Annotated in this window: 18 protein-coding genes; 14 read left to right on the forward strand and 4 right to left on the reverse strand. The window is 60.2% G+C overall.

The window, feature by feature from the left end; all coding sequences use genetic code 11:
• Positions 1-179 precede the first annotated feature (179 nt).
• From WI754_RS14290 to hflX, 5 genes are all read left to right on the forward strand, one after another.
• Positions 180-2,453, forward strand: a complete 2,274-nt coding sequence (locus WI754_RS14290) for a PAS domain-containing sensor histidine kinase (protein ID WP_349434099.1) — start codon at positions 180-182, stop codon at positions 2,451-2,453.
• The gene (locus tag WI754_RS14295; RefSeq protein ID WP_349434100.1) at positions 2,443-3,807 is read left to right on the forward strand and encodes a sigma-54 dependent transcriptional regulator; all 1,365 of its coding nucleotides are present in this window, start codon (positions 2,443-2,445) and stop codon (positions 3,805-3,807) included. The genes WI754_RS14290 and WI754_RS14295 overlap by 11 nt, the downstream gene beginning before the upstream one ends.
• Positions 3,808-3,842: 35 nt before the next feature.
• On the forward strand, positions 3,843-4,706 hold the full coding sequence (locus WI754_RS14300; protein WP_349434101.1) for a D-amino-acid transaminase: 864 nt from the start codon (positions 3,843-3,845) through the stop codon (positions 4,704-4,706).
• A 111-nt stretch (positions 4,707-4,817) separates the two neighbouring features.
• Complete coding sequence (hfq, locus tag WI754_RS14305; RefSeq protein ID WP_018325164.1) at positions 4,818-5,060, forward strand: RNA chaperone Hfq; 243 nt, start codon at positions 4,818-4,820, stop codon at positions 5,058-5,060.
• 78 nt (positions 5,061-5,138) lie between these two features.
• Positions 5,139-6,464, forward strand: a complete 1,326-nt coding sequence (gene hflX / locus WI754_RS14310; protein WP_349434102.1) for a GTPase HflX — start codon at positions 5,139-5,141, stop codon at positions 6,462-6,464.
• A 31-nt stretch (positions 6,465-6,495) separates the two neighbouring features.
• Here hflX and mazG read toward each other — a convergent pair whose 3' ends face one another.
• Positions 6,496-7,329 (reverse strand): nucleoside triphosphate pyrophosphohydrolase, encoded by an 834-nt coding sequence (mazG, locus tag WI754_RS14315; RefSeq protein WP_349434103.1) that lies wholly within the window; start codon positions 7,327-7,329, stop codon positions 6,496-6,498.
• 5 nt (positions 7,330-7,334) lie between these two features.
• A complete protein-coding gene (locus WI754_RS14320; RefSeq protein ID WP_349434104.1) occupies positions 7,335-7,916 on the reverse strand; it encodes a nucleoside deaminase in 582 nt (193 codons plus the stop codon).
• A gap of 246 nt (positions 7,917-8,162) precedes the next feature.
• Between WI754_RS14320 and cysG the strand changes: the two genes are divergently transcribed.
• From cysG to WI754_RS14345, 5 genes are all read left to right on the forward strand, one after another.
• On the forward strand, positions 8,163-9,632 hold the full coding sequence (gene cysG, locus WI754_RS14325; RefSeq protein WP_349434105.1) for a siroheme synthase CysG: 1,470 nt from the start codon (positions 8,163-8,165) through the stop codon (positions 9,630-9,632).
• 1 nt (position 9,633) lies between these two features.
• A complete protein-coding gene (locus WI754_RS14330; RefSeq protein WP_349434106.1) occupies positions 9,634-9,948 on the forward strand; it encodes a DUF2849 domain-containing protein in 315 nt (104 codons plus the stop codon).
• A gap of 14 nt (positions 9,949-9,962) precedes the next feature.
• Positions 9,963-11,636 (forward strand): nitrite/sulfite reductase, encoded by a 1,674-nt coding sequence (locus WI754_RS14335; protein ID WP_349434107.1) that lies wholly within the window; start codon positions 9,963-9,965, stop codon positions 11,634-11,636.
• Between the two features lie 18 nt (positions 11,637-11,654).
• Positions 11,655-12,152 carry a DUF934 domain-containing protein gene (locus WI754_RS14340; protein WP_349434108.1) on the forward strand — a complete coding sequence of 166 codons (498 nt, stop codon included), beginning with the start codon at positions 11,655-11,657 and terminating at the stop codon, positions 12,150-12,152.
• 138 nt (positions 12,153-12,290) lie between these two features.
• Positions 12,291-13,103, forward strand: a complete 813-nt coding sequence (locus WI754_RS14345) for a ferredoxin--NADP reductase (RefSeq protein ID WP_349434109.1) — start codon at positions 12,291-12,293, stop codon at positions 13,101-13,103.
• Positions 13,104-13,183: 80 nt separating this feature from the next.
• Here the strand turns inward: WI754_RS14345 and WI754_RS14350 are convergent, their stop codons facing one another.
• Positions 13,184-13,804 (reverse strand): GntR family transcriptional regulator, encoded by a 621-nt coding sequence (locus tag WI754_RS14350; RefSeq protein WP_349434110.1) that lies wholly within the window; start codon positions 13,802-13,804, stop codon positions 13,184-13,186.
• 89 nt (positions 13,805-13,893) lie between these two features.
• Between WI754_RS14350 and WI754_RS14355 the strand changes: the two genes are divergently transcribed.
• On the forward strand, positions 13,894-14,787 hold the full coding sequence (locus tag WI754_RS14355) for a dihydrodipicolinate synthase family protein (RefSeq protein ID WP_349434111.1): 894 nt from the start codon (positions 13,894-13,896) through the stop codon (positions 14,785-14,787).
• A 76-nt stretch (positions 14,788-14,863) separates the two neighbouring features.
• On the opposite strand, the gene WI754_RS14360 is transcribed toward WI754_RS14355, so the two are convergent.
• Positions 14,864-16,372: a M10 family metallopeptidase gene (locus tag WI754_RS14360; RefSeq protein ID WP_349434112.1), complete on the reverse strand. Its 1,509-nt coding sequence runs from the start codon at positions 16,370-16,372 to the stop codon at positions 14,864-14,866.
• A gap of 256 nt (positions 16,373-16,628) precedes the next feature.
• On the opposite strand from WI754_RS14360, the gene WI754_RS14365 reads away from it, so the two are divergent.
• The 3 genes from WI754_RS14365 (at position 16,629) to WI754_RS14375 (ending at position 21,532) form a co-directional block, all read left to right on the forward strand.
• Positions 16,629-16,790: a hypothetical protein gene (locus WI754_RS14365; protein ID WP_349434113.1), complete on the forward strand. Its 162-nt coding sequence runs from the start codon at positions 16,629-16,631 to the stop codon at positions 16,788-16,790.
• A gap of 189 nt (positions 16,791-16,979) precedes the next feature.
• Complete coding sequence (locus WI754_RS14370) at positions 16,980-18,239, forward strand: ferric reductase-like transmembrane domain-containing protein (RefSeq protein WP_349434114.1); 1,260 nt, start codon at positions 16,980-16,982, stop codon at positions 18,237-18,239.
• A gap of 47 nt (positions 18,240-18,286) precedes the next feature.
• Entirely contained in the window at positions 18,287-21,532 is a 3,246-nt protein-coding gene (locus WI754_RS14375; RefSeq protein WP_349434115.1) for a c-type cytochrome, read from the forward strand.
• The last annotated feature ends 40 nt before the right edge of the window (positions 21,533-21,572 follow it).

A 21,572-nucleotide genomic window follows, 5' to 3' on the forward strand; every position in this document is an offset into this window, starting at 1 on the left:
TTGCTTAGAAAGCACACGGATGAGAGCGGTAGTTTGAATGCTTTGTCCGTTTGATCGGGTTGCCGGCGCGGAATAGTGCGTCGCCAACGGGTCGGTGCGGTCATTTTCTTGACCACAGAGCGTAAAATGCCCGCCGTCGTCCCATCAGGAACGGCCCCGGGTTGGGGGATGCGTTTTTGATGGCCGAAGGGCTTGTTGTGCCAGTAGCGAAAGAAGAAGCTGCTATGATCGGCCATGACCGGCGCGCGTCGTTCGCGTTTCCCGGTCTTGTTCTGGCAACCGGCGCGCTCGCCTGCGCGATCGTATCGCTGCTCGTTCTTCTCGGCCTGACGCCGATCCGGCCGGAAACCAACATCATAATTGGCTCGGCTGCCATCAATACGCTGTTTGTTATCGGCCTGTTGTTCCTGATCGGCCGGGAAATTCTGCGCCTTCTGAAAGCCCGCAACCGCGGCCGCGCAGCGGCGCGATTGCACGTCCGCATCGTTGCGCTGTTTTCGATCGTAGCGATCACTCCGGCCATTCTGGTTGCGATCTTTGCCAGCATCACGCTTGATGTCGGTCTCGACCGCTGGTTTTCGCTACGCACACAGTCGATCGTCAATTCATCGCTCGAGGTCGCCCAGGCCTATGTCCTGGAAAATGCGAGCTACCTCCAGGGCCAGACGGTCTCCATGGCCAATGACCTGGAGCGCAACCGCCAGCTCTACAGCCTCGACCGGACCGGTTTTATCGACCTGATGACACGGCAGGCCCGCGGGCGCGGCATGCTCGGCGCTTTCCTGGTGCGCGCGGACGGCTCGCCCATCCTGCAGGCGAATATCCCGACTGAGCGGCCGTTGCCGGCCATTCCGAGGGATGCGCTGCTCAGCACCGCGTCCGGACAGCCGACCCTCATCCCGCCCGGTGTGACCAATCTCGTCGGCGCAGTCATCCCGATCGACAATATCAGCGGTGCCTATCTCTACACCGTGCGCAGCGTCGACCCCAAGGTCATGCGCTCGATGCGGCAGATGGAAGAGAACACCGCCGAATACAAGAATCTCGAGGCCGGACGCACATCGCTGCAGGTGGCCTTCGGTGTGCTCTATCTCGGTTTTGCGCTGATCGTGCTTCTGGCTGCCATCTGGACCGCGATCGCAGTCGCCGACCGGATCGTGCGGCCGATCCGGCTTTTGATCGGGGCCGCCGACAGCGTGGCGTCTGGAAACCTGAATGTGGTGGTGCCCGTCCATGCGGTCGATGGTGATGTCGGCAGCCTGTCGCGCACCTTCAACAAGATGATCGCCGAAATCCGGACGCAGCGGGATCAGATCCTCGAAGCCAAGGACGAGATGGACGATCGGCGACGGTTTATCGAGGCCGTGCTTTCCGGGGTCACTGCCGCGGTGATCGGTGTCGAGGACGACCGGCGCATTACAATTGCCAATCCGTCATCCGAACATTTCCTCTCGCGCCCGATCCTGGAGCTTGTCGGCGAAAAACTTGCCGACGTGGCGCCTGAAATCGAACAGGTGCTGAACGAGGCCGCGAGCCGTCATCGCAACGACTACCGCAAGCAGATCAACATCATGCGCGGCGGAACGGAGCGCACGCTGAATGTTCAGGTGACGCGCGAGGAATCGCACGACGCCAAGGAATCCTACGTCATCACCGTCGATGACATCACCGATCTGGTCATCGCCCAGCGCTCGACCGCCTGGGCCGACGTCGCCCGCCGTATCGCCCACGAGATCAAGAACCCGCTGACGCCGATCCAGCTTTCGGCCGAGCGCCTGAAGCGCCGCTATGGCAAGCAGATCAATCAGGACGACCGGACCGTGTTTGATCAATGCACCGACACGATCGTTCGCCAGGTCGAGGATATCGGCCGCATGGTCGATGAATTCTCCGGCTTTGCACGGATGCCGAAGCCGACAAAGGAACAAGCGGATCTGCGCAACATCCTCAAGGATGCGATCTTCCTGCGCGAGATGGGGAATACCCATGTGACCTTCATCCGCGATCTCGGCGACGAACCGCTCGACGGCACCTTCGACGGCCGTATGCTCGGCCAGGCATTTGGTAACATCATCAAGAACGCGGTCGAGGCGATCGAGGCCCTGCCGGCCGATGCCGTTCGCGGCGACCGCCGCGTCATGGTCCGCTCGCGACGCAATGAAACGAGCGGCCAGTTCGTTGTCGATATCATCGACAACGGCAAGGGGCTGCCAACCGAAAACCGCCACCGCATTCTCGAGCCTTACATGACGATGCGGGAGAAGGGCACCGGCCTCGGCCTTGCGATCGTCAAGAAGATCATCGAGGACCATGGCGGACAATTGGAACTGCATGACGCGCCCGCTGATTTCGATCACGGACAGGGCGCCATGATTCGCATTATTTTGCCGCCAGCCGGACAGAGCGGCGGCACTGAAGACAGACAGGACAAGGATACTTCCCATGGCGGCTGACATTCTGGTTGTGGACGACGAGGAGGACATTCGCGAGATTGTCTCCGGCATTCTGTCCGACGAGGGCCACGAAACCCGAACCGCGTTCGACAGCGACAGCGCGTTACAGGCGATCAGCGACCGCGTGCCGCGCCTCGTCTTTCTCGATATCTGGATGCAGGGCAGCCGTCTTGACGGCTTGGCGCTTCTCGACGAGATCAAGGGCCGTTATCCGGACCTGCCGGTGGTCATGATTTCCGGGCACGGCAATATCGAGACCGCCGTTTCGGCGATCCGCCGGGGTGCCTATGATTTCATTGAAAAGCCCTTCAAAGCTGATCGGCTGATCCTGATCGCCGAGCGCGCGCTGGAGAACTCCAAGCTCAAGAGGGAAGTCTCCGAGCTGAAGAAACGCTCTGGCGATCCCGTTGAACTGATCGGCACCTCCGTTGCCGTCTCGCAGCTTCGCCAGACGATCGAGAAGGTCGCGCCGACCAATAGCCGCATCATGATCCACGGCCCTTCCGGTTCGGGCAAGGAGCTCGTGGCGCGGATGATCCACCGCAAGTCTTCACGAATGGCAGGTCCCTTTGTCGCACTGAATGCGGCGGCGATCACGCCGGACCGCATGGAAATTGCGCTCTTCGGCACGGAGGGAACGCCGGGCCAGCCGCGCAAGACCGGCGCGCTGGAAGAGGCGCATGGCGGAATTCTCTATCTCGACGAAGTCGGCGAAATGCCGCGTGAAACGCAGAATAAGATCCTGCGCGTGCTGGTCGATCAGCAGTTCGAACGCGTCGGGGGCTCCAAGCGCGTCAAGGTCGATGTCCGCATCATCTCCTCGACCGCCTACAATCTCGAAAGCCAGATCGCCGAGGGGGCTTTCCGCGAGGATCTCTACCATCGCCTGGCGGTCATTCCGGTACGGGTGCCGGCGCTTGCCGAGCGCCGCGAGGATATTCCCTTCCTGGTCGACATGTTCATGCGCCAGATCAGCGAGCAGGCAGGCATTCGCAGCCGCAAGATTGGCGATGATGCGCTGGCCGTGCTGCAATCGCATGACTGGCCGGGCAACATCCGTCAATTGCGCAACAATATCGAGCGGCTGATGATCCTTGCCCGCAGTGACGGCCCCGACACGGCGATCTCGGCCGACATGCTGCCAAGCGAGGTGGGCGACAGCTTGCCGAAGATATCGGCGCAGGGGGATCAGCATATCATGACGCTGCCGTTGCGTGAGGCGCGTGAAATGTTCGAGCGGGATTATCTGATCGCCCAGATCAATCGTTTCGGCGGCAATATTTCACGCACGGCCGAGTTCGTCGGCATGGAGCGTTCGGCTCTACACCGGAAGCTGAAATCGCTCGGCGTCTGAAATCGCCGGTTCCTATCTCTTGAAATAAGTCATCCATGTCGAGAATTGCCTATGTCAACGGCGCCTACCGGCGTCATGCCGATGCCGCCGTCCACATCGAGGATCGGGGTTTTCAATTTGCCGATGGCGTCTATGAAGTCTGCGAAGTCCGCCACGGCTACATCGTCGATTTGACGCGGCATCTCGACCGGCTCGACCGATCTCTCACGGAAATCCGTATCGCCTGGCCGATGACGCGGGCGGCGCTCGTTGTCGTCATTCGCGAAGTTCTGCGGCGCAACCGGGTACGCAACGGCCTGTTTTACCTGCAGGTGACGCGCGGAGCCGCCCGGCGAGACCATGTCTTTCCTGCAGAGGGGACGCCATCGACGATCGTCGTCACGGCGAAGAGAACCGACGCTTCACTCATCGCAAGGAAGAACGCAGTTGGAGTCCGAGCGATCACCGTGCCGGAAAACCGATGGGATCGTGTCGACGTCAAGACCGTCGGGCTGCTGCCGAACGTTCTCGCCCGGCAGGCGGCAAAAGAGGACGGCGCTCAGGAAGCGATCTTCGTCGAGCCGGACGGCACGGTGAAGGAAGGCGCTGCGACCAATGTGTGGATCGTCGACAAGGATGGAACGCTGCGGACGCGCCATGCCGATCACGGCATTCTTCGCGGCATCACCCGCACGACGCTGATGGACGTGGTTGCCGCAGCGGGAATCGATATTGAGGAGCGAGCATTTTCGGTCGAAGAAATGCTTGTCGCGCGTGAGGTTTTCATTACGGCTGCGACAAGCATCTGCTTTCCGGTGGTGGCGGTTAACGGTAAAACCATCGCCAATGGCCATCCCGGCAGCGTGTCACAGAAAATTCGTGAAGCCTTTTTCGACATTGCGGAAAAGACTGCGATTTGATACCAAAATCCTGGGGGACGCTCTGAAGGAGACTTCTGACGGCGTTCGGGATAAACAGATCGAATAATCAACCGGTTAAGTTGAACCGGCAAATAAGAAAGAAGCGGCGCTATGGCGGAACGTTCTCAGAACTTGCAGGATCTTTTTCTCAACACCGTCCGCAAGCAGAAGATATCTCTGACGATATTTCTTATCAATGGTGTGAAACTGACGGGCGTCGTCACATCTTTCGACAACTTTTGTGTCCTCTTGCGGCGTGACGGGCATTCCCAGCTCGTATACAAGCACGCGATCTCGACGATCATGCCGGGTCAGCCGATGCAGATGTTCGAGAGTGAAGAATCCGCGTCCTGACGGGATACAAGGCACATTACCAAACGTGATACAAAATCGGCGTCGATCATCCCGGAGCTCGAAAAGCTGCGTGATGACATGCGCGCCGTGGTCATTGTTCCGGTCCTGAAAAAGACCGGCAGGCAGAATGCGGACGTGATTGTCGCGACCTCGACGCGCAGCGACGAAAGCCGACTCGAGGAAACCATCGGGCTGGCACTTGCGATCGATCTTGAGGTCGTGCACGGCACGATCGTGCCCATCGCCCAACCGAAGCCGGGAACGTTGCTTGGAAGTGGCAAGATCGAGGAAATTGGTCATCTGCTCATCGAGCACAATGCCGGCCTGGTGATCGTCGATCATCCGCTGACGCCTGTTCAGCAGCGAAACCTCGAAAAAGAATGGAACTGCAAGGTCATCGACCGGACCGGTCTCATCCTCGAAATCTTCGGTCGCCGCGCCTCCACCCGGGAAGGCACGCTGCAGGTCGATCTTGCGCATCTGAACTACCAGAAAGGCCGGCTGGTCCGCAGTTGGACCCACCTCGAGCGCCAGCGCGGCGGTGCCGGTTTCATGGGCGGTCCCGGTGAAACGCAGATCGAAGCCGACCGCCGGCTGCTGCAGGAAAAGATCGTCAAGCTGGAGAAGGAACTGGAGCAGGTCCGCCGCACGCGCCAGCTTCACCGTGCCAAGCGCAAGAAAGTGCCACATCCGATCGTCGCCCTTGTCGGCTACACCAACGCCGGCAAATCGACCCTGTTCAATCGCATTACCGGCGCCGGCGTTCTTGCCGAAGACATGCTGTTTGCCACGCTTGATCCGACGCTGCGCCGCATGAAGCTGCCGCATGGGCGCATGGTGATCCTGTCCGACACCGTCGGGTTTATCTCCGACCTGCCGACGCATCTGGTCGCCGCCTTCCGGGCGACGCTGGAAGAGGTTCTGGAAGCCGACTTGATCCTGCACGTTCGCGATCTCGCCGACCCCGACAATCAGGTGCAGGCGCAAGACGTGCTGCGCATCCTGACCGATCTCGGCATCGACGAGAAGGCAAGGGCAGAGCGCATCATCGAGGTCTGGAACAAGATCGACCTGCTTGACGCTGAAACGCGGGCCGGCCTCGTGCAGAAGGCTGAAAACACGGACAATACGACGGCTGTTTCGGCGATCACCGGCGACGGCATCGATCATCTGCTCGAGGAAATCGGCAGCCGGCTTTCCGGCGTCATGACGGAATGCACGGTCGCCCTGCCTGTCGAGAAGCTGCAATTGCTGTCGTGGGTTTACGGGCATGCGATCGTGGACGGCCGCGAAGACATGGAAGACGGATCGGTCAGTCTCGATCTGCGACTGACGGCCGCCGAAGCGGAAGAACTCGAGCGCCGGCTGGGGAACGGACCGAAGGCTGTCGCCCAGGATTGGTAGGTTTCAGAGCGGCTGACGTTACGGAATGCCGTTACGTTAGTTGCCTCTCGATCGCCTTTGCTGCCTGCCAGAGTTCTTCCATCCGTTCCAGCGTCGCATCTTCAAGCGTTTCTCCAGCCGACTCCAGTTCGGTCTCGATGTGGCGGAAGCGGCGCCGGAACTTGGTGTTCGTTCCGCGCAGAGCCATTTCCGGATCGGCGCCGACATGGCGGCCGATATTGACCACGGCAAAGATCAGGTCGCCGAGTTCATCCGCCACCTTGGCCTTGTCATTGGCGGCGAGCGCCTCGCGCAATTCGGCGATCTCTTCCTCGATCTTGTCGAGGATCGGTTCCGGCGAGGACCAGTCGAAGCCGACTTTTGCCGCTCGCTCCTGCAGCTTCAGCGCTTCGACCAGGGCCGGAAAGCTGCGCTGGACCGAACCGAGATGGCCCTTGTTTGCATCTTCGGGAAAACCGTGCCGGGCGCGCCGCGCGCGGCGTTCGTCCTTTTCAGCCTGCTTGATCTCGCTCCATTGCCGCTTGACCGCCTCCGGCGTGTCTGCGTCCGAGTGGGCAAAGACGTGCGGATGACGGCGGATCATCTTTCGCGTGATTGCCTCGACCACGTCGCCGAAGGCGAAGTCTCCGGCTTCCTCGGCCATGCGGGCGTGAAAAACCACCTGCAGAAGCAGGTCGCCCAGTTCATCGCAGAGGTCGTCCATGTCGCCACGCTCGATGGCGTCGGCGACCTCGTAGGCTTCTTCGATCGTATAAGGCTTGATCGTCTCGAAGGTCTGGACGACATCCCAGGGGCAGCCGGTTTCCGGCTGGCGCAGGGCTGCCATGATGTCGAGGAGGCGCGTGATGTCCTTGGAGGGCTGCATGGGTCTCAATTCAGCGGGATCGCGTTGTCGTCCTTGCCGGACTGGTAGGCATCGGACAGGGACTGGTATTTTTCACGGATGCGCTTGTCCTGGGCGCGCAGCGCCGATTTCGCGTCGGATGTCGCAACCAGATCGGCGATCGACGAGGACCGCCAGAAGGCGTTGTTCTTCGCATAACCGCCCGGATCGAGCCGGAAGACCTCCTTCAGGATCTTCAAATCGTGCGGGATGGAAAAGGCGTCGCGGGAATCTTCGTGGCTGAAGAAATAATAGAAATTGTCGAAGCCGGCCCAGGTGATGGCCGAAAGGCACATCGAGCAGGGCTCGTGGGTGGACAGGAAGATCAAGTCCTTGGTGTCCGGCTTCTCTGCTCGTTCGTAAAAGCGTTTCAGCGTATGCACTTCGCCGTGCCACAGCGGATTTTCGGTTTCGTTGTTCGTCTCGGCGATCACCAGGGACAGGTCCGATTTACGCAGGATGGCGGCGCCGAAGACCTTGTTGCCGGCGCTAACGCCCTTTTCCGTCAGCGGAAGAATGTCAGCCTCGATGACGGTCAGAAGGCGTTCGGCGAGATCGGAATTCGTCATCCTATTGTGACTCCGGAAAGTGGCGTGGCGGCATTTGAAAAGCTATGGATGGCAATACGCAATGCCGCATGGCTGCGTCAAGCTGCTGTTGCAGCCGTGCCATAGCCGGAGATATTTGCTCAATTTATGCTGAAGTCGAGCAAAAGAATACGCCGCTTCAAAAGCCTGCGAATTTCTGTTTCTTCAATTTTCCTTCTATAAAAGGGATATTCCCCAGAACCTGTAACAGGATCAGATTCCTAACTCATGACCGAGCAGCTGACCGTTTTTCCGGCCTTCTTTCGCGTTGCGCAAAAAAGCGTGGCGGTGTTCGGCAATGGCGACGAGGCTTTTGCCAAGGTACGGCTGCTCCTGAACACGCAGGCCCGGATCGTCGCTTTTGCGGATGAGCCGGAATCGGATTTTGCTGCTTTCCTTTCCGCCAATGCCATCGACATTGTGCGCGCGCCGTTCGCGCCAGCTCAGGTCAAAGACGCGACACTGGTCTTTGCCGCGACCGGTGATGCCGCGCAGGATCGGACGATTGTGGCGGCTGCCCGTGAGCAGAGAATTCCCGCCAACGCCGTCGATCAGCCGGAGTTCTGCGATTTCCTGACGCCGGCGCTGGTCAATCGTGCGCCGGTCGCTGTGGCGATCGGAACCGAAGGCGCCGGCCCGGTGCTGGCGCAGATGATCCGTGCCCAGATCGATCAACTCCTGTCGCCCTCGCTCGGCGCACTTGCATCGTTGGCACAAGCCTATCGGGACGCAGCCGACCGGATTTTGCCGCGGGGTGTGTCGCGTCGCGTCTTCTGGCGCCGCTTTTTCTCCGGTGCCGTGGCGGACCAGGTCGCGCTCGGCAATGTCGCCGAAGCCCGCCGTCAAGCGTCACGTCTGCTGCAGTTGGTGGATCGTGTGCCTGGCCATGTCTGGCTGGTTGGTGCCGGCCCGGGGGCCGAGGACCTTTTGACCCTGCGGGCGCAGCGGGTGATGATGGAAGCCGACGTGATCGTCTACGATGCGCTGGTGCCGCAGGCGATCGTCGATATGGGCCGCCGCGATGCCGAGCGTCTGTCGGTCGGCAAGCGTAAGGGATGCCATACGAAGTCGCAGGAAGAGATCAACCAGCTGCTGGTACGCCTCGGCCAAGAGGGCAAGCGCGTCGTGCGCCTGAAATCGGGAGACCCGCTGGTTTACGGCCGTGCCGGTGAAGAAATGGCTGCGCTGCGCGACGCCGGGATTACCTATGAGATCGTGCCCGGCATCACCTCTGCCTTCGCAGCCGCCGCCGATTTCGAGCTGCCGCTGACACTGCGCGGTGTTGCTTCGTCGCTGATCTTCACGACCGGTCATGATCTGACCGGCGATGTTCTGCCCGATTGGGCGCGCCTTGCCATTTCAGGTGCTACGATTGCCGTCTACATGGGCCGCACGGTCGCGGCATCTGTCGCTGCGCGGCTGATGCAGGCGGGACTTCCCGCCGAAACCACGGTGGCTGTCGTCGAAAACGCCAGCCGTGCGGAGCGCAAGCTGCTGCATGGCACGTTGAAGGACCTGCCGGATCTGCAATATCGCGATGAACTGGACGGGCCGGTCATGGTGATCATCGGCGACGCCGTCGCCGGCGCGAATTTCGAGCGCTCGGAGCCGCTTGTCAGGGCGAAAGCCAGTGGCGAGACCGCTCCCGTGCGTGGCACGGACCTGCCGCGCAAACACAAAGACGAAGTGAGGAACTGACATGGCCGACAAAGTGCTGACCGCAAACCGCCTGTCGGACGGAATTTCCGTCTGGCTCGATGCCGCCGGCAATTGGGTGGAATCGCTGCAGGATGCCTTCGTCGCCCGGCATGCCGAAGCCGTGTCTGCCCTTGAGGCGACCGGAAAAGCGGCTTTTGCCGACAACAAGGTGGTTGACGTGAATGTCATTGATATTGAAGAAGTAGCGGGCGTTCTGCGGCCGCTGCGTCTGCGCGAGCGTGTTCGCGCCGAAGGGCCGACGATCGATTATGCGCCGGGATACAAGGGCCTGACCGGCCCCGTGCAGGCTGCTTGAGGAAAAGAAGACCGATGTACCGTTACGACGAATTCGACCATGCCTTTGTCTCCGGCCGCGTTGAGCAGTTCCGCGATCAGGTAACGCGCCGTCTGTCCGGCGAACTTGCCGAAGATGCGTTCAAGCCGCTGCGGCTGATGAACGGCGTCTATCTGCAGCTTCATGCCTACATGCTGCGCGTCGCCATTCCCTATGGCACGCTGAACAGCCGGCAGATGCGCATGCTCGCCCATATCGCCCGCAAGTATGACCGCGGCTACGGGCATTTCACCACGCGCCAGAACATCCAGTACAACTGGCCGAAACTTTCGGATACGCCGGATATCCTGGCCGAACTCGCATCGGTCGAGATGCACGCGCTGCAGACTTCGGGCAACTGCATACGTAACGTCACGGCCGACCATTTCGCCGGTGCCGCCGCCGATGAGGTCGCCGATCCGCGCCCTTACGCCGAAATCCTGCGGCAGTGGTCGTCGGTTCACCCGGAATTCTCCTTCCTGCCGCGCAAGTTCAAGATCGCCGTCACCGGCGCCGAGCGTGACCGCGCGGCGATACAGGTGCACGACATCGGCCTGCATCTGAAGAAGAACGGGGCGGGCGAGATCGGCTTTGCCGTCTATGTCGGCGGCGGGCAGGGGCGCACCCCGATGATCGCCAAGAAGATCCGCGACTTCCTGCCGGAGGAGGACCTGCTCTCCTACACGACCGCGATCATGCGCGTGTACAACCTGCACGGTCGCCGCGACAACAAGTACAAGGCCCGCATCAAGATCCTCGTGCACGAAACTGGCGCTGAGCAGCTTGCCGCGCAGGTCGAGCAGGAATTCCTGCAGCTGAAGAACACCGAGTTGAAGCTGCCGGAAGCCGATATCCAGGCGATCACCAACTATTTCGCGCTGCCGCCGCTCACAGAGCGGCCGGAAGGCTGGGCCAATCTGGCCGGCTGGAAGAAGGCTGATCCGGATTTCGCCCGCTGGGTGCAGCAGAACGTCCAGCCGCACAAGCATCCCGACTACGGCATGGTGACGATCTCGCTGAAGCCGATCGGTGGCATCCCGGGCGATGCCAGCGACAGCCAGATGGATGCGATCGCGGACCTTGCGGAACAATACGCCTTCGACGAAATTCGCATCAGCCATGAGCAGAACATCATCTTCCCGCATGTGGCGCTGGCCGACCTGGAGGCTATCTACCGCGGACTCGTCTCTATCGGCCTTGCGACCGCCAATGCCGGACTGATCACGGATATCATTGCCTGTCCCGGCTTGGACTACTGTGCACTGGCGAACGCGCGTTCGATCCCGCTGGCGCAGGAAATCTCCACCCGATTCGGCAATCCGGACCGGCAGGCAGAGATCGGCGAGCTGAAGATCAAGATCTCCGGCTGCATCAATGCCTGCGGCCACCACCATGTCGGCCACATCGGCCTTTTGGGTGTGGAAAAGAAGGGCGCGGAGCTCTACCAGATCACGCTCGGTGGCTCCGGCGACGAGAACACCTCGATCGGTGAAATCATCGGACGCGGCTTCGAGCCTGAGAAGGTGACCGACGCGGTCGAGACGATCGTCAACACGTATCTTGGCCTGCGTAAGGATGCATCCGAGATTTTCCTCGATGCCTATCGCCGGGTTGGGCCGCAGCCCTTCAAGGATGCGTTGTATGGCGGCAGCGCCCAGGAAGCCGCTTGAGGCGCAAGGACAAAAGACATGACGAAAATCTGGAAAGAAACCGGCTTCGTGACAGACGACCCCTGGGTCGTCGAGACCGAGGAGACAAAGGCGGGCTCAAACGAAAAGGCCATTCTTGGCCTCGATGCCTTCATCGAGAAGGCGTCGTCCGGTGACAGCGGGCTCGGCGTGCTGATCAACCCGGCCGACGATGTGACGCGGCTGCAACCGTTTCTCGAGCAGGTCTCTTTGATCGCCGTGGCTTTTCCGGCCTTCAACGACGGCCGGGCCTTCAGCCATGCCTCGCTGCTGCGGGCACGCCTCGGTTACGGCAAGGAAATCCGCGCCGTCGGCGATGTTCTGATCGACCAGGTGCCGTTGATGCTGCGCTGTGGCATCGACAGCTTTGCCGTCACCAACGGAACGGCTCTCAAGCGCCTCTCCGAAGGGCGGCTGCCGGGCATCGACAATCACTACCAGCCGACGGCGCGTCCGTCGGCGGATGCGAAATCCTACAGCTGGCGGCGGGTCTCCTGAGCGCTGCGACAGTCTGAAGCGCGCATCAATCCGCAAAAGGCGCTATAATTGGAACGGATTTGCTTCCAAAGCCGCGCCGTTTGGAATATCCGCTGATACCTGAAAGAATTGCTCATCATTACAGGACCTGACGCCGAGATGAATGCTCCTGCCAAGATCGAAGAATTTGCCCCAACCGTGCCCGCTGGCGTGTTCGCCGAAACGGTGACTGCCGTCAAGCACTATACGGACCGGCTGTTCAGCTTCCGGATGACCCGTCCGGCGGAATTCCGCTTCCGTTCAGGCGAATTTGCGATGATCGGCCTGATGGTCGACGGCAAGCCGATTTATCGCGCCTATTCGATCGCAAGCCCGGCATGGGACGACGAGCTCGAATTCTTCTCGATCAAGGTTCAAGATGGTCCGCTCACCTCGCATCTGCAGGGCATCAAGCCCGGCGATCAGGTTCTCATGCGCAAGAAACCGACCGGCACGCTCGTTCTCGATGCTTTGACGCCCGGTAAGCGCCTCTATATGTTCTCGACCGGCACCGGCATTGCGCCGTTCGCCAGCCTGATCCGAGAACCGGAAACCTTCGAGAAGTTCGAAGAGGTCATCCTCACCCACACGACCCGTGACGTTGCCGAGCTGAAATACGGCTTCGACCTGATCGAGGAAATCCGTAACCACGAATTCCTGGCGGAACTGGTCGGCGACAAGCTGCGCCACTATACGACGGTCACCCGCGAAGACTACCCATTCAAGGGCCGCATCACCAACCTGATGCGGGACGGCAAGATGTTCTCCGATCTGAACCTTCCGGCCTTCGATCCGGCCGTCGATCGCGGCATGATCTGCGGCTCGACCGAGATGCTGAAGGAAACCAAGGAAATTCTCGAAGCGGCCGGCCTGACAGAAGGCGCCAACAACAAGCCGGGCGAATTCGTCATCGAGCGGGCGTTCGTCGGCTGACGTTTCTACTGGATCCGGACATTGAGAGGGCGGCTTGCGGGCCGCCTTTTTTTATTTTTGCGATTCCGGCCGGCCGGGTTTTACCGCTCGGCGAGATAGTCCATCAGGTTTTCCATGGCGCTCGCCGCCGCTATGGGATCGGCCTGGTTGATGGCGCGGATGACCTTGACGTGCAGATCGACCGAGCGGTCCATGCGTTGCGTCGAAGCGGCACTGAACCAGAGCCTGCGGGCATGCGTCTGCAGCGGCGCCAGAGCGGAGGTCAGAAAAGTGTTGGGGCAGGTGGCCTCCATGATTTCGTCGAAAGCCTTGTCGGCAGCCAGAAACCCTTCCATGTCGGCGTTGATCGAGCAGGCGGTCATCGACTGGGCGCATTCGATCATCGCCGCGCGCGCTTCGGTATTTGCGTGTTCAGCGACGAGGGCCGCGGCGAGGGGCTCCAGAGTGCGTCGCACCTGCATGACATGCCGGTGGTCGCCGGGTTTGATCATCGTGATCTGCAGCCCGACGCGGGCGCGGACCTCGATCAGGCCCTGCCACGACAGCTTCTGGATTGCTTCCCGTACCGGCGTGCGGCCATGGCCGGCCAGATCGATCAGCTGCTTTTCCGTCACCAGCGAGCCGGGCTTGAGTTTCAGGGTGACGATGAGGCTTTCCAGCGCCAGATAGGCGAGATGGGCCTGCGAAGATGATCCCGACATGTTTTTCCTTGAGCTCTGATATATCAGATATTGACACAACTGAAAATGAATGGCAAATATGCTGATATATCACAGCAACGGAGGTTCCCATGTGGCGCGGCGTATTCCCGGCAGTAACAACGAAATTCACGGTTGAAGGCGATCTCGACAAGGCGGAGATGGAGCGCTGCTTCGCGCTTCAGTTCGAAGCCGGCGTCGACGGCATGATCGTCTGCGGCTCGCTCGGCGAGGCGATGGCGCTTGATCCGGAAGAGAAACTGGAAATCCTGAAAATCGCAAAATCGGTAGCCGGCAACAAACCGGTGCTGATGACCATCTGCGAAAGCTCCACACGCCGCGGCGAGACCGCTGCAAAGGCCGCTGCAAAGGCCGGAGCCGATGGTTTCATGGTCCTGCCGGGCGTTCCCTACAAGTCCGCACCGGCTGAGACGCTCGGTCATATCCAGGCGATTGCCGCTGCCGGCGGCCTGCCGATCATGGTCTATAACAATCCGGTGGCCTATGGCGTCGACGTGACGCTGTCGATGTTCGACGAACTGGCGAAGAACGACCTCGTCGTCGCCATGAAGGAATCGACCGACGATATCCGCCGCGTCACCGACGTCCTGACGCGTTTCGGCAAGCGCTTCGATTGCTTTACCGGCGTCGATAATCTGGCGCTGGAAAGCCTGCTGATGGGGGCCGATGGTTGGGTCGCCGGCCTTGTCGTGGCCTTCCCGAAGGAGACCGTGGCGATCTGGAAGCTGGTCCAGGCTGGCCGTCTGGAAGAAGCCCGCGCCATCTATCGTTGGTTCCGCCCGCTGCTCGATCTCGATGTCTCGACCAATCTCGTCCAGAACATCAAGCTTGCCGAAGTCTTTGCGATCGACAGCAACGACCGGGTCCGCGCGCCGCGTCTGCCGCTGTCCGGCGCGGAACGCCAGCGTGTGGCAGCCATCATCGAAAAGGCGCTTGCCGTGCGCCCGGAACTTCCCACGCTCTGAGGCTTTCAGGTTGGATGAAACGAAAAGGGCCGGATCGCGACGATCCGGCCCCTTTTTGTCGAATGGCGGGCGCGTCCTAGAGCACGAAATAGCCCTTCTGCAGCGTGAGGGCGTCGTCGAGGTGGATGGCAAAATCCGCAGTCTTGTCGCCGTTGACGTCACCGTAGATGTAGCTGTCCGACGACCCTTTGACGTATCTGAGTTCGCCAGCCTCACCGGTGAAGGCGGCCGTCCCACGGAAGCTGAACGCCTGGTTCCCGGAGGTGTCAGTATTGGCGTCGATACCGGAGAGATCGATCTTGTCGCCCTGTGAAGCGGCAAAATCGAAAATGGTATCGCGGCCGGACGTAGCCACCGTCGACTCCGAGACGAGCTTGAACAGGAAAATGTCGGCATCGGCGCGACCGATGAGATCGTCGGCGCCTGCGCCGCCAAAGAGCCTGTCGGCACCAGCTCCGCCGTCGAGCCTGTCGGCACCGGATGCTCCGATGAGCACGTCGTTTCCGGCTTCTCCGTTCAGCGTATCGTTGCCGCCATTGCCCTGCAGGGAATTCGCGACCTGATTGCCGGTGATCTGATCGCCGCCCGATCCGCCCTTGGCATTTTCGATCAGCGACCGGATGTCGCCATCGTGGAGCAGCGCATTGAAGATATTGCCTCTGGCATAACCATCATTGGGACCACCGCCCAGATAGGCCAACTGGTCCTCGCTGAAAAGCGACGCCTTGCCGGGACGAAGATCAATCTTGAGGTTGTCGCTATAGGCAGTGAGGTCGAACGTGTCGTTGCCGTCGCCATCCCAGAGGGTGGCAAAGATACGATTGGCACCCGGCTCGATCGCCACCTCGCCGTCGACAATCGTCCGGCCGCTGGTCGGCGTCCATTTGTAGACCGTGTTGCCGCTGTTGGTGGAGTAGTCGGCGCCATACATTTCCTGAAGGGCCGCAATATCAGCCATCATGAAGGTCTGGGGCGCACCATATTCTTCGTAGGAGTAAGCATCGCCGGTATCTCCGACAAAGCCCCTATAGGTCATCACCGAATATTCGAGCGAATCATAGGCCGTTGGCAAAGCGCCGAAACCGTCGGTTTCGTGACCGTGTTTCAGCCCCAATGCATGTCCGAGTTCGTGGATCATCGTGTGCCAGGCGTAGTTGCCGGCGACGGGTTTCCTGTAATCAAATTCGGTGCCGAACCAGACATCGCCGGCCGGTGCATATTCTTCCCATGGCATGTTGGCATAGGCCGTGCCAATGTCGGAATAATCGGACTGGGCGATGCGGATGGTGGCGCTGCTGCTGCCGCCGCTGGCAAAGCTCACATTGGTGAAACCCTCGACGGAAAAGCCGTCATTGGCGGCGGAGCCGTAGGATTGCTCCAGAGTGAAAAGCGCGGCGCCTTTCTGCGCATTCGAGATGGCAGCGAATCCATGATTTTTTTCCGGGCCATAGCTATAGCTGCTGCCACTGGTCGGAAAGGCATAGGTTATGGTGGAATCGCCCCAGGCCGTCTCGGTCAGAACGCCATCGATCAGCGCATTGCCGGTAGCGGAAATGGTTTTTGTTGTCTTGCTCGTACCAGTCAAGCGTATCTCCTGCTAACGCCTTTTGCCTCTTGGGTGTAGTATGCCGCTTGGCGTTATGCCAAACATGCGAGGCGAATCTAGGGGCAATGAATATCAAAAATTGTAAGCGTATTGTTAAAAGACGAAGCGACCCGTGATAAAATTCAGGACGTCTCTGAAACAATTTCTTTTCATGTCTGCGGGCATTGCTCTTGCCATCCTGGGGGCGGCGCCCGACCCCCATGCCCACGCGCAGATATCGACACAAGGACAGGACATGCTCCCGCCGCCAGACGTAGAGGCCGCCGTCCAGTCCGAATATGCGCGCGTCCAAGCCAAAGGCACGCGCGAAGCCTATGAGCGCTTCATTCGCCGTCATCCGGACCATCCGCTGGCCGAAAAGGCGCGTGAAGCGCTTGCAAAGGGCGGCCTGAAGTAACCTGCGGATGTCGCGTCTTGCCGCTTTTGCTCAAAGCGGAATTTGCCCGCAAACACAAAAACTTGAGGACGCCGAATAAAGCCCGACCGAAAATCGTATGGTCTACAATAGCTGTTGACGAAGCTTGAGGGGCTTGCCAGTCTTGCCTCGGGGGATTCCGGCAACTGCGGGAATTGTGAGGGATATTCTGTGAGCGCGGGTGGTGTTCTTGTCTGGTCGTTGATGGGATTCGCGGGGCTTCTGGCCGTTCCCGCGGTCAGTCACACCAATGCAGGCACGACCTTCTCGCTGATGGCCTCGTCCATGGCTTTCACCGGCATGGCGATCGCCCAGTTCATGGCCACCCGTCCGCCGCTGGTGGAGCGCCTTTTCGGCGGCCTCGACCGGATCTACCGGACCCACCGCCGGGTCGGCATCACGGTGCTGATCCTCATCCTCGTGCACTATTTCATCACGCCGGATTTCAAGGGCCTGTCACTGACGAGCGGATTGAACAAGCTGGCCGCATCGATGGGGGAGTACGCGTTCTACGGTCTGGTCGTGTTGCTGCTCTTGAGCATCTTCAAGATCATTCCGAAGACGAAAATCGAGATCCCCTATCACTATTGGCGGCTAACACATCGCTTCATCGGCCTTCTGTTCATCATGGTGGCCTTTCACCAGACCTTCATCAAGCGGCCCTACGACGGTACCGCGATGCTGGCGACATATCTCAACATCTTCGCGCTGATCGGCACGGCAAGCTATATCTATACCCAGCTTTTCCCATGGCTGCGCACGCGGGCATACGAAGTCTTCGATGTGACGCGTCATGACGGTGCAACGATCATTTCGGCGCGTCCGACAGGACGACCGCTCAAGGCGAAACCCGGCCAGTTCGGCTTTTTCCGGGTCAACAAGCCGGGGCTGCGCGAGCCGCACCCCTTCACGATCGCGGGCATGGAGGAGGGCGGTATCGTCCGTTTCGCGATCAAGCCATTGGGGGATTACACCGCGGCGCTGCGTGAAAACATCGCCGTCGGCGATCGATTGAAGCTCGAAGGGGGCTACGGCCGGTTCAATCATCGCCGCGGTGGCAAGAAGCAGATCTGGCTCGCCGGCGGCATCGGTGTGACGCCTTTCCTCGCAATGGCTGGGCGCCTCAAGGGTGATGAGGGCCAGGACATTCATATGGTATATTGTGTACGCGACCGTGCCGAGGCGATCGGTCTCGAGACGTTCGAGGCGCAGGCAGAAAAACTTCCGAATTTCAGTTTTACTTTGCATGATTCCAAAACAGACGGACGTCTTGATGCGGCGAAACTCGCGGCAGCGAGCGCAATCGATCCGGCGGGGGCGGACCTGTGGTTCTGCGGGCCGCCGCCTCTACGAAAAGCCATTGAAAAAGGACTGAAAGAACTCGGGAAAAAGCCCAGACGGGTCGAGTTCGAGCTGTTCGAGTTCCGGTAATACCGCATCGCATATTTTATCGTTTGAGAAAGCAAGGGGAACAAGCCATGCGCATGTTCGATCAACTGCCTGGAAAAATGATCCGCAGCCTGCCGCGACATATGCTTGCGATGGCGGCAGCCGTCCTTTCGATTGCCCACTGTCCGGGGACCGCCTCCGCGCGCGACGCTTTTGCCGATGATGCCTATGCGACCTACAAGGCAAATGTCGACAACGGCAAATATCTGTTCAGCGCTGCGGGCTGCGGCGCCTGCCATGGGTCCGGCAGCAATACAGAACTGCTTTCCGGCGGCATGGAGATGGATACGGCGATCGGCAAGTTTTACGCGCCGAATATTTCGCCGCACACCAATGGCATCGGCGGCTGGACCAACGCGCAGTTCCTCAATGCGGTGATGCAGGGCATCGACCGTGACGGCAACCATCTCTATCCGGTCATGCCCTATACGTCCTATGGCGGCATGAAGCCGGAGGACGTCCTCGACATCAAGGCCTATATCGACACGCTGGTGCAATCCGACGCCGTGTCGCAGGAACACGAGATCGCCTTCCCCTATAGCCGCCAGACCACGATTACGCTGTGGAAGCGCAGTCATTTCAACGTTCCAGAATATCAGTCGCGCGAAGAAACGCAGTTGGAGCGCGGCCGCTATCTCGTCGAAAACGTCGGCGGCTGTGGCGATTGCCATACGCCCCGCACGACCACCTACGGCCTCGATATCGAAAACGCCTATGCCGGCGAAAAGGGTCTGACCGGTGCGGTTGCGCCCGATATCACCAAGGCGCGAATGGCAAGCCTTGCCTCTCCCGAAGTCTTCACCGTCGGGCTGATCGACGAAGGCAAGAAGCTGTCCGGCGCGCCGCTGGCGGATCCGGTGATGCGCGAGATCGCCCACGGCCTTTCGAAGCTGACGGAGAAGGACAGGACGGCGATCTATGCCTTCCTGTCCGACCGCGAGGTCAAGCCGCCGGAACCGGTGGCACAATCGGCGACGGCCGTCTGCAAGGAAAGCACGCCGGAAGCCGCGTTGTCGGGAGACAATGCTGCGCTTGCAGTGCAGGCAGATGCCTTCATCGGCAAATATTGCCGCAATTGCCACGGGCCGGGCGAAAGCTCGCAGGGCAGTTATTCGGCCGGCGACCTGAAATCGATCGCTGCTGACGCGGCCTTCGTCGTTCCCGGTGATGCCTCGAAATCCCGACTGTTCACGTCCGTGACGAGCGGTCGTATGCCGCTTGGCAAGCGCCCGACCGCCGAAGAGGTCAAGAGCCTCGAAGACTGGATCAATTCGCTCAATCAGTCGAACCTGCCGCAGACGGCGGCCACGAAGCCGGACCGCACCCGGCCGATGCTTTCCTATCGCGACTTCATTGAGGCGGGACTAAAGGATATTTCCAAGGTCGGCGAGCTCGATCGGCAATTCATGCGCTATTTCTCCTATCGCAACCAGTACAACGGCATGATGGGCTGCGAGGCGGACAAGACCTTCATGAAGCGCATGGATGTGCTGGCCGGCGGCTTCAAGAAGCTCTTGAATTCGCTGTCCTTTGGACCGAAGCTGGTGCTGCCGCAGGAAGTCGAGGGGACCAACGGCCTGATGGTGCGGGTCGATCTTCGCGACCTGCAGTGGTCGGCCGAGGACTACAACTTCCTGATCTCGCAATATTTCTATGGGGTCGATCCGGCGAGCGACGCGTCGCTGTTGGCCTTGACCAAGGAGACGGATACCGTCCTGCCGATCATGCGCATCGACTGGTTCATGGCCAATGCCGCCAAGCCGAAGATCTACAATCAACTGATGAAACTGCCGACCCAAATCCGGGAGCTCGAGAAACGTTTCCAGATCAACGTGGATGAGAACATCCGCCGCCGACAGGTGCTCAGAGCAGGCTTTGCCGATGGTTCGTCCGGGGTGTCGGATCACAACCGCATGCTGGAGCGCCATGACATGCCGTTCGGCGGCTACTACTGGAAATCCTATGATTTCGGCGGCGATGTCGGCAAGCAGGTGTTGAAGCGCTTCCCGCACGGTCCGAAGGAGATCGAACCGCTCGACGCCGGCCTGACTGCCTTCCAGCATGACGGCGGAGAAATGATCTTCTCGCTGCCCAACGGCTTGCAGGGATACTACCTGTCGAACGCGGAAGGAAAGCAGCTCGATGTCGGCCCGACCAGCATCGTCTCGTTCCGCGAACGGCCGATCGGCAAGGGGGTCGAAATCACCAACGCCCGATCCTGCTTCGATTGCCATGCCAACGGCATCCTGTCGAAACGCGACCAACTGCGCGAGCATATCGAGACCTCGACGCTGTTCAGCAAGGATCAGCAGGCGATCCTGCTCGACATGTACGTGCCGCAGGAAGAGCTCGACGCTGCCTATAACAAGGACCGCCAGCGTTTTGTAGAGGCTCTGGTGAAGCTTGGCGTGACGGAGCCGACGCCGGACGGTAGTGCGCAAAGCATGCTGGCGCCGGGGAATGCGGAACTCGTCACCTATTTCGGTGACAAATATGAGGACGAACTCGACTTCGAAGCTTTAGCGGCGGAATTCGACATGAAGCCGGACGAGTTTTCCGCGACGATCAAGCGGGTCGAGGATGTCGATGTCCTGCGGCTGGGACTCGATTGGGTGACGACGCTGGAAGCGGGCGGCACCATCCCGCGGGCCGAGGTAGAGCAGCAATTCCCGCTGCTTCTGTCGCCGCTGATGCAACTGAAGGCGCTCGATACGACAACGGTCAAGGTTGCAGCGACGGCCCAGACCCAGGAGGTGGCCGGTCAGACGGCACAGCAGACCCCCGTCAAAGCTGAGACGATTGCGCAGGCAACACCGGCCTATCGCCAGGATAAGCCGACCGAAGGCAAGCTGGAACTCGCGCTCCAGGTCGCTTCGACGACGGCCAAGGTTGGCGATCAGCTGTCTTTCGAGCTGAGCTCCAACAAGGCCTGCGAACTGCAGGTGCTCTATGTCGAGGAGACAGGTAATGTCGAGGTCATACCGGATGCGATGATCGGCAATACGACATTGCAGGCCGGCGAGAAGCGCCAGATCCCGCAGCCAGGCACCGGCAACCTCACCTTTGACACACCGGCACCCGCCGAGACGATGATCGCCTTTTGTCGTCAGGGTGGTCTTGGCGACCAGAAGTTGACGGTGGAACGGGCACGCCAGCTGGTGGCAGAGTCGCATCTGCCACCGACGCGCGGGCTCGCCATCAACCTGGCGAAGAAGGCCGAGGATGACAAGGGCGCAAGCGGCCTGCAGGTCGTGACGTTCGAAATCAAGCAATGACGGAACGCCCGGCTGCCATCGGCGGCCGGTCGACGGTCCA

It is taken from the genome of Pararhizobium sp. A13, assembly GCF_040126305.1.
In the GTDB taxonomy this organism is placed as follows: Bacteria; Pseudomonadota; Alphaproteobacteria; order Rhizobiales; family Rhizobiaceae; genus Pararhizobium.

Excerpts from the sequence above, each read along its gene's own strand:
- WI754_RS14320 (WP_349434104.1), bottom strand. The coding sequence starts at position 7,916 with ATGACGAATTCCGATCTCGCCGAACGCCTTCTGACCGTCATCGAGGCT.
- WI754_RS14345 (WP_349434109.1), top strand. The coding sequence starts at position 12,291 with ATGAATGCTCCTGCCAAGATCGAAGAATTTGCCCCAACCGTGCCCGCT.
- WI754_RS14290 (WP_349434099.1), top strand. The coding sequence starts at position 180 with ATGGCCGAAGGGCTTGTTGTGCCAGTAGCGAAAGAAGAAGCTGCTATG.
- WI754_RS14375 (WP_349434115.1), top strand. The coding sequence starts at position 18,287 with ATGCGCATGTTCGATCAACTGCCTGGAAAAATGATCCGCAGCCTGCCG.
- hfq (WP_018325164.1), top strand. The coding sequence starts at position 4,818 with ATGGCGGAACGTTCTCAGAACTTGCAGGATCTTTTTCTCAACACCGTC.
- WI754_RS14355 (WP_349434111.1), top strand. The coding sequence starts at position 13,894 with ATGTGGCGCGGCGTATTCCCGGCAGTAACAACGAAATTCACGGTTGAA.
- cysG (WP_349434105.1), top strand. The coding sequence starts at position 8,163 with ATGACCGAGCAGCTGACCGTTTTTCCGGCCTTCTTTCGCGTTGCGCAA.
- WI754_RS14340 (WP_349434108.1), top strand. The coding sequence starts at position 11,655 with ATGACGAAAATCTGGAAAGAAACCGGCTTCGTGACAGACGACCCCTGG.
- WI754_RS14295 (WP_349434100.1), top strand. The coding sequence starts at position 2,443 with ATGGCGGCTGACATTCTGGTTGTGGACGACGAGGAGGACATTCGCGAG.
- WI754_RS14300 (WP_349434101.1), top strand. The coding sequence starts at position 3,843 with ATGTCGAGAATTGCCTATGTCAACGGCGCCTACCGGCGTCATGCCGAT.
- WI754_RS14335 (WP_349434107.1), top strand. The coding sequence starts at position 9,963 with ATGTACCGTTACGACGAATTCGACCATGCCTTTGTCTCCGGCCGCGTT.
- mazG (WP_349434103.1), bottom strand. The coding sequence starts at position 7,329 with ATGCAGCCCTCCAAGGACATCACGCGCCTCCTCGACATCATGGCAGCC.
- WI754_RS14330 (WP_349434106.1), top strand. The coding sequence starts at position 9,634 with ATGGCCGACAAAGTGCTGACCGCAAACCGCCTGTCGGACGGAATTTCC.
- WI754_RS14350 (WP_349434110.1), bottom strand. The coding sequence starts at position 13,804 with ATGTCGGGATCATCTTCGCAGGCCCATCTCGCCTATCTGGCGCTGGAA.
- hflX (WP_349434102.1), top strand. The coding sequence starts at position 5,139 with ATGCGCGCCGTGGTCATTGTTCCGGTCCTGAAAAAGACCGGCAGGCAG.
- WI754_RS14365 (WP_349434113.1), top strand. The coding sequence starts at position 16,629 with ATGCTCCCGCCGCCAGACGTAGAGGCCGCCGTCCAGTCCGAATATGCG.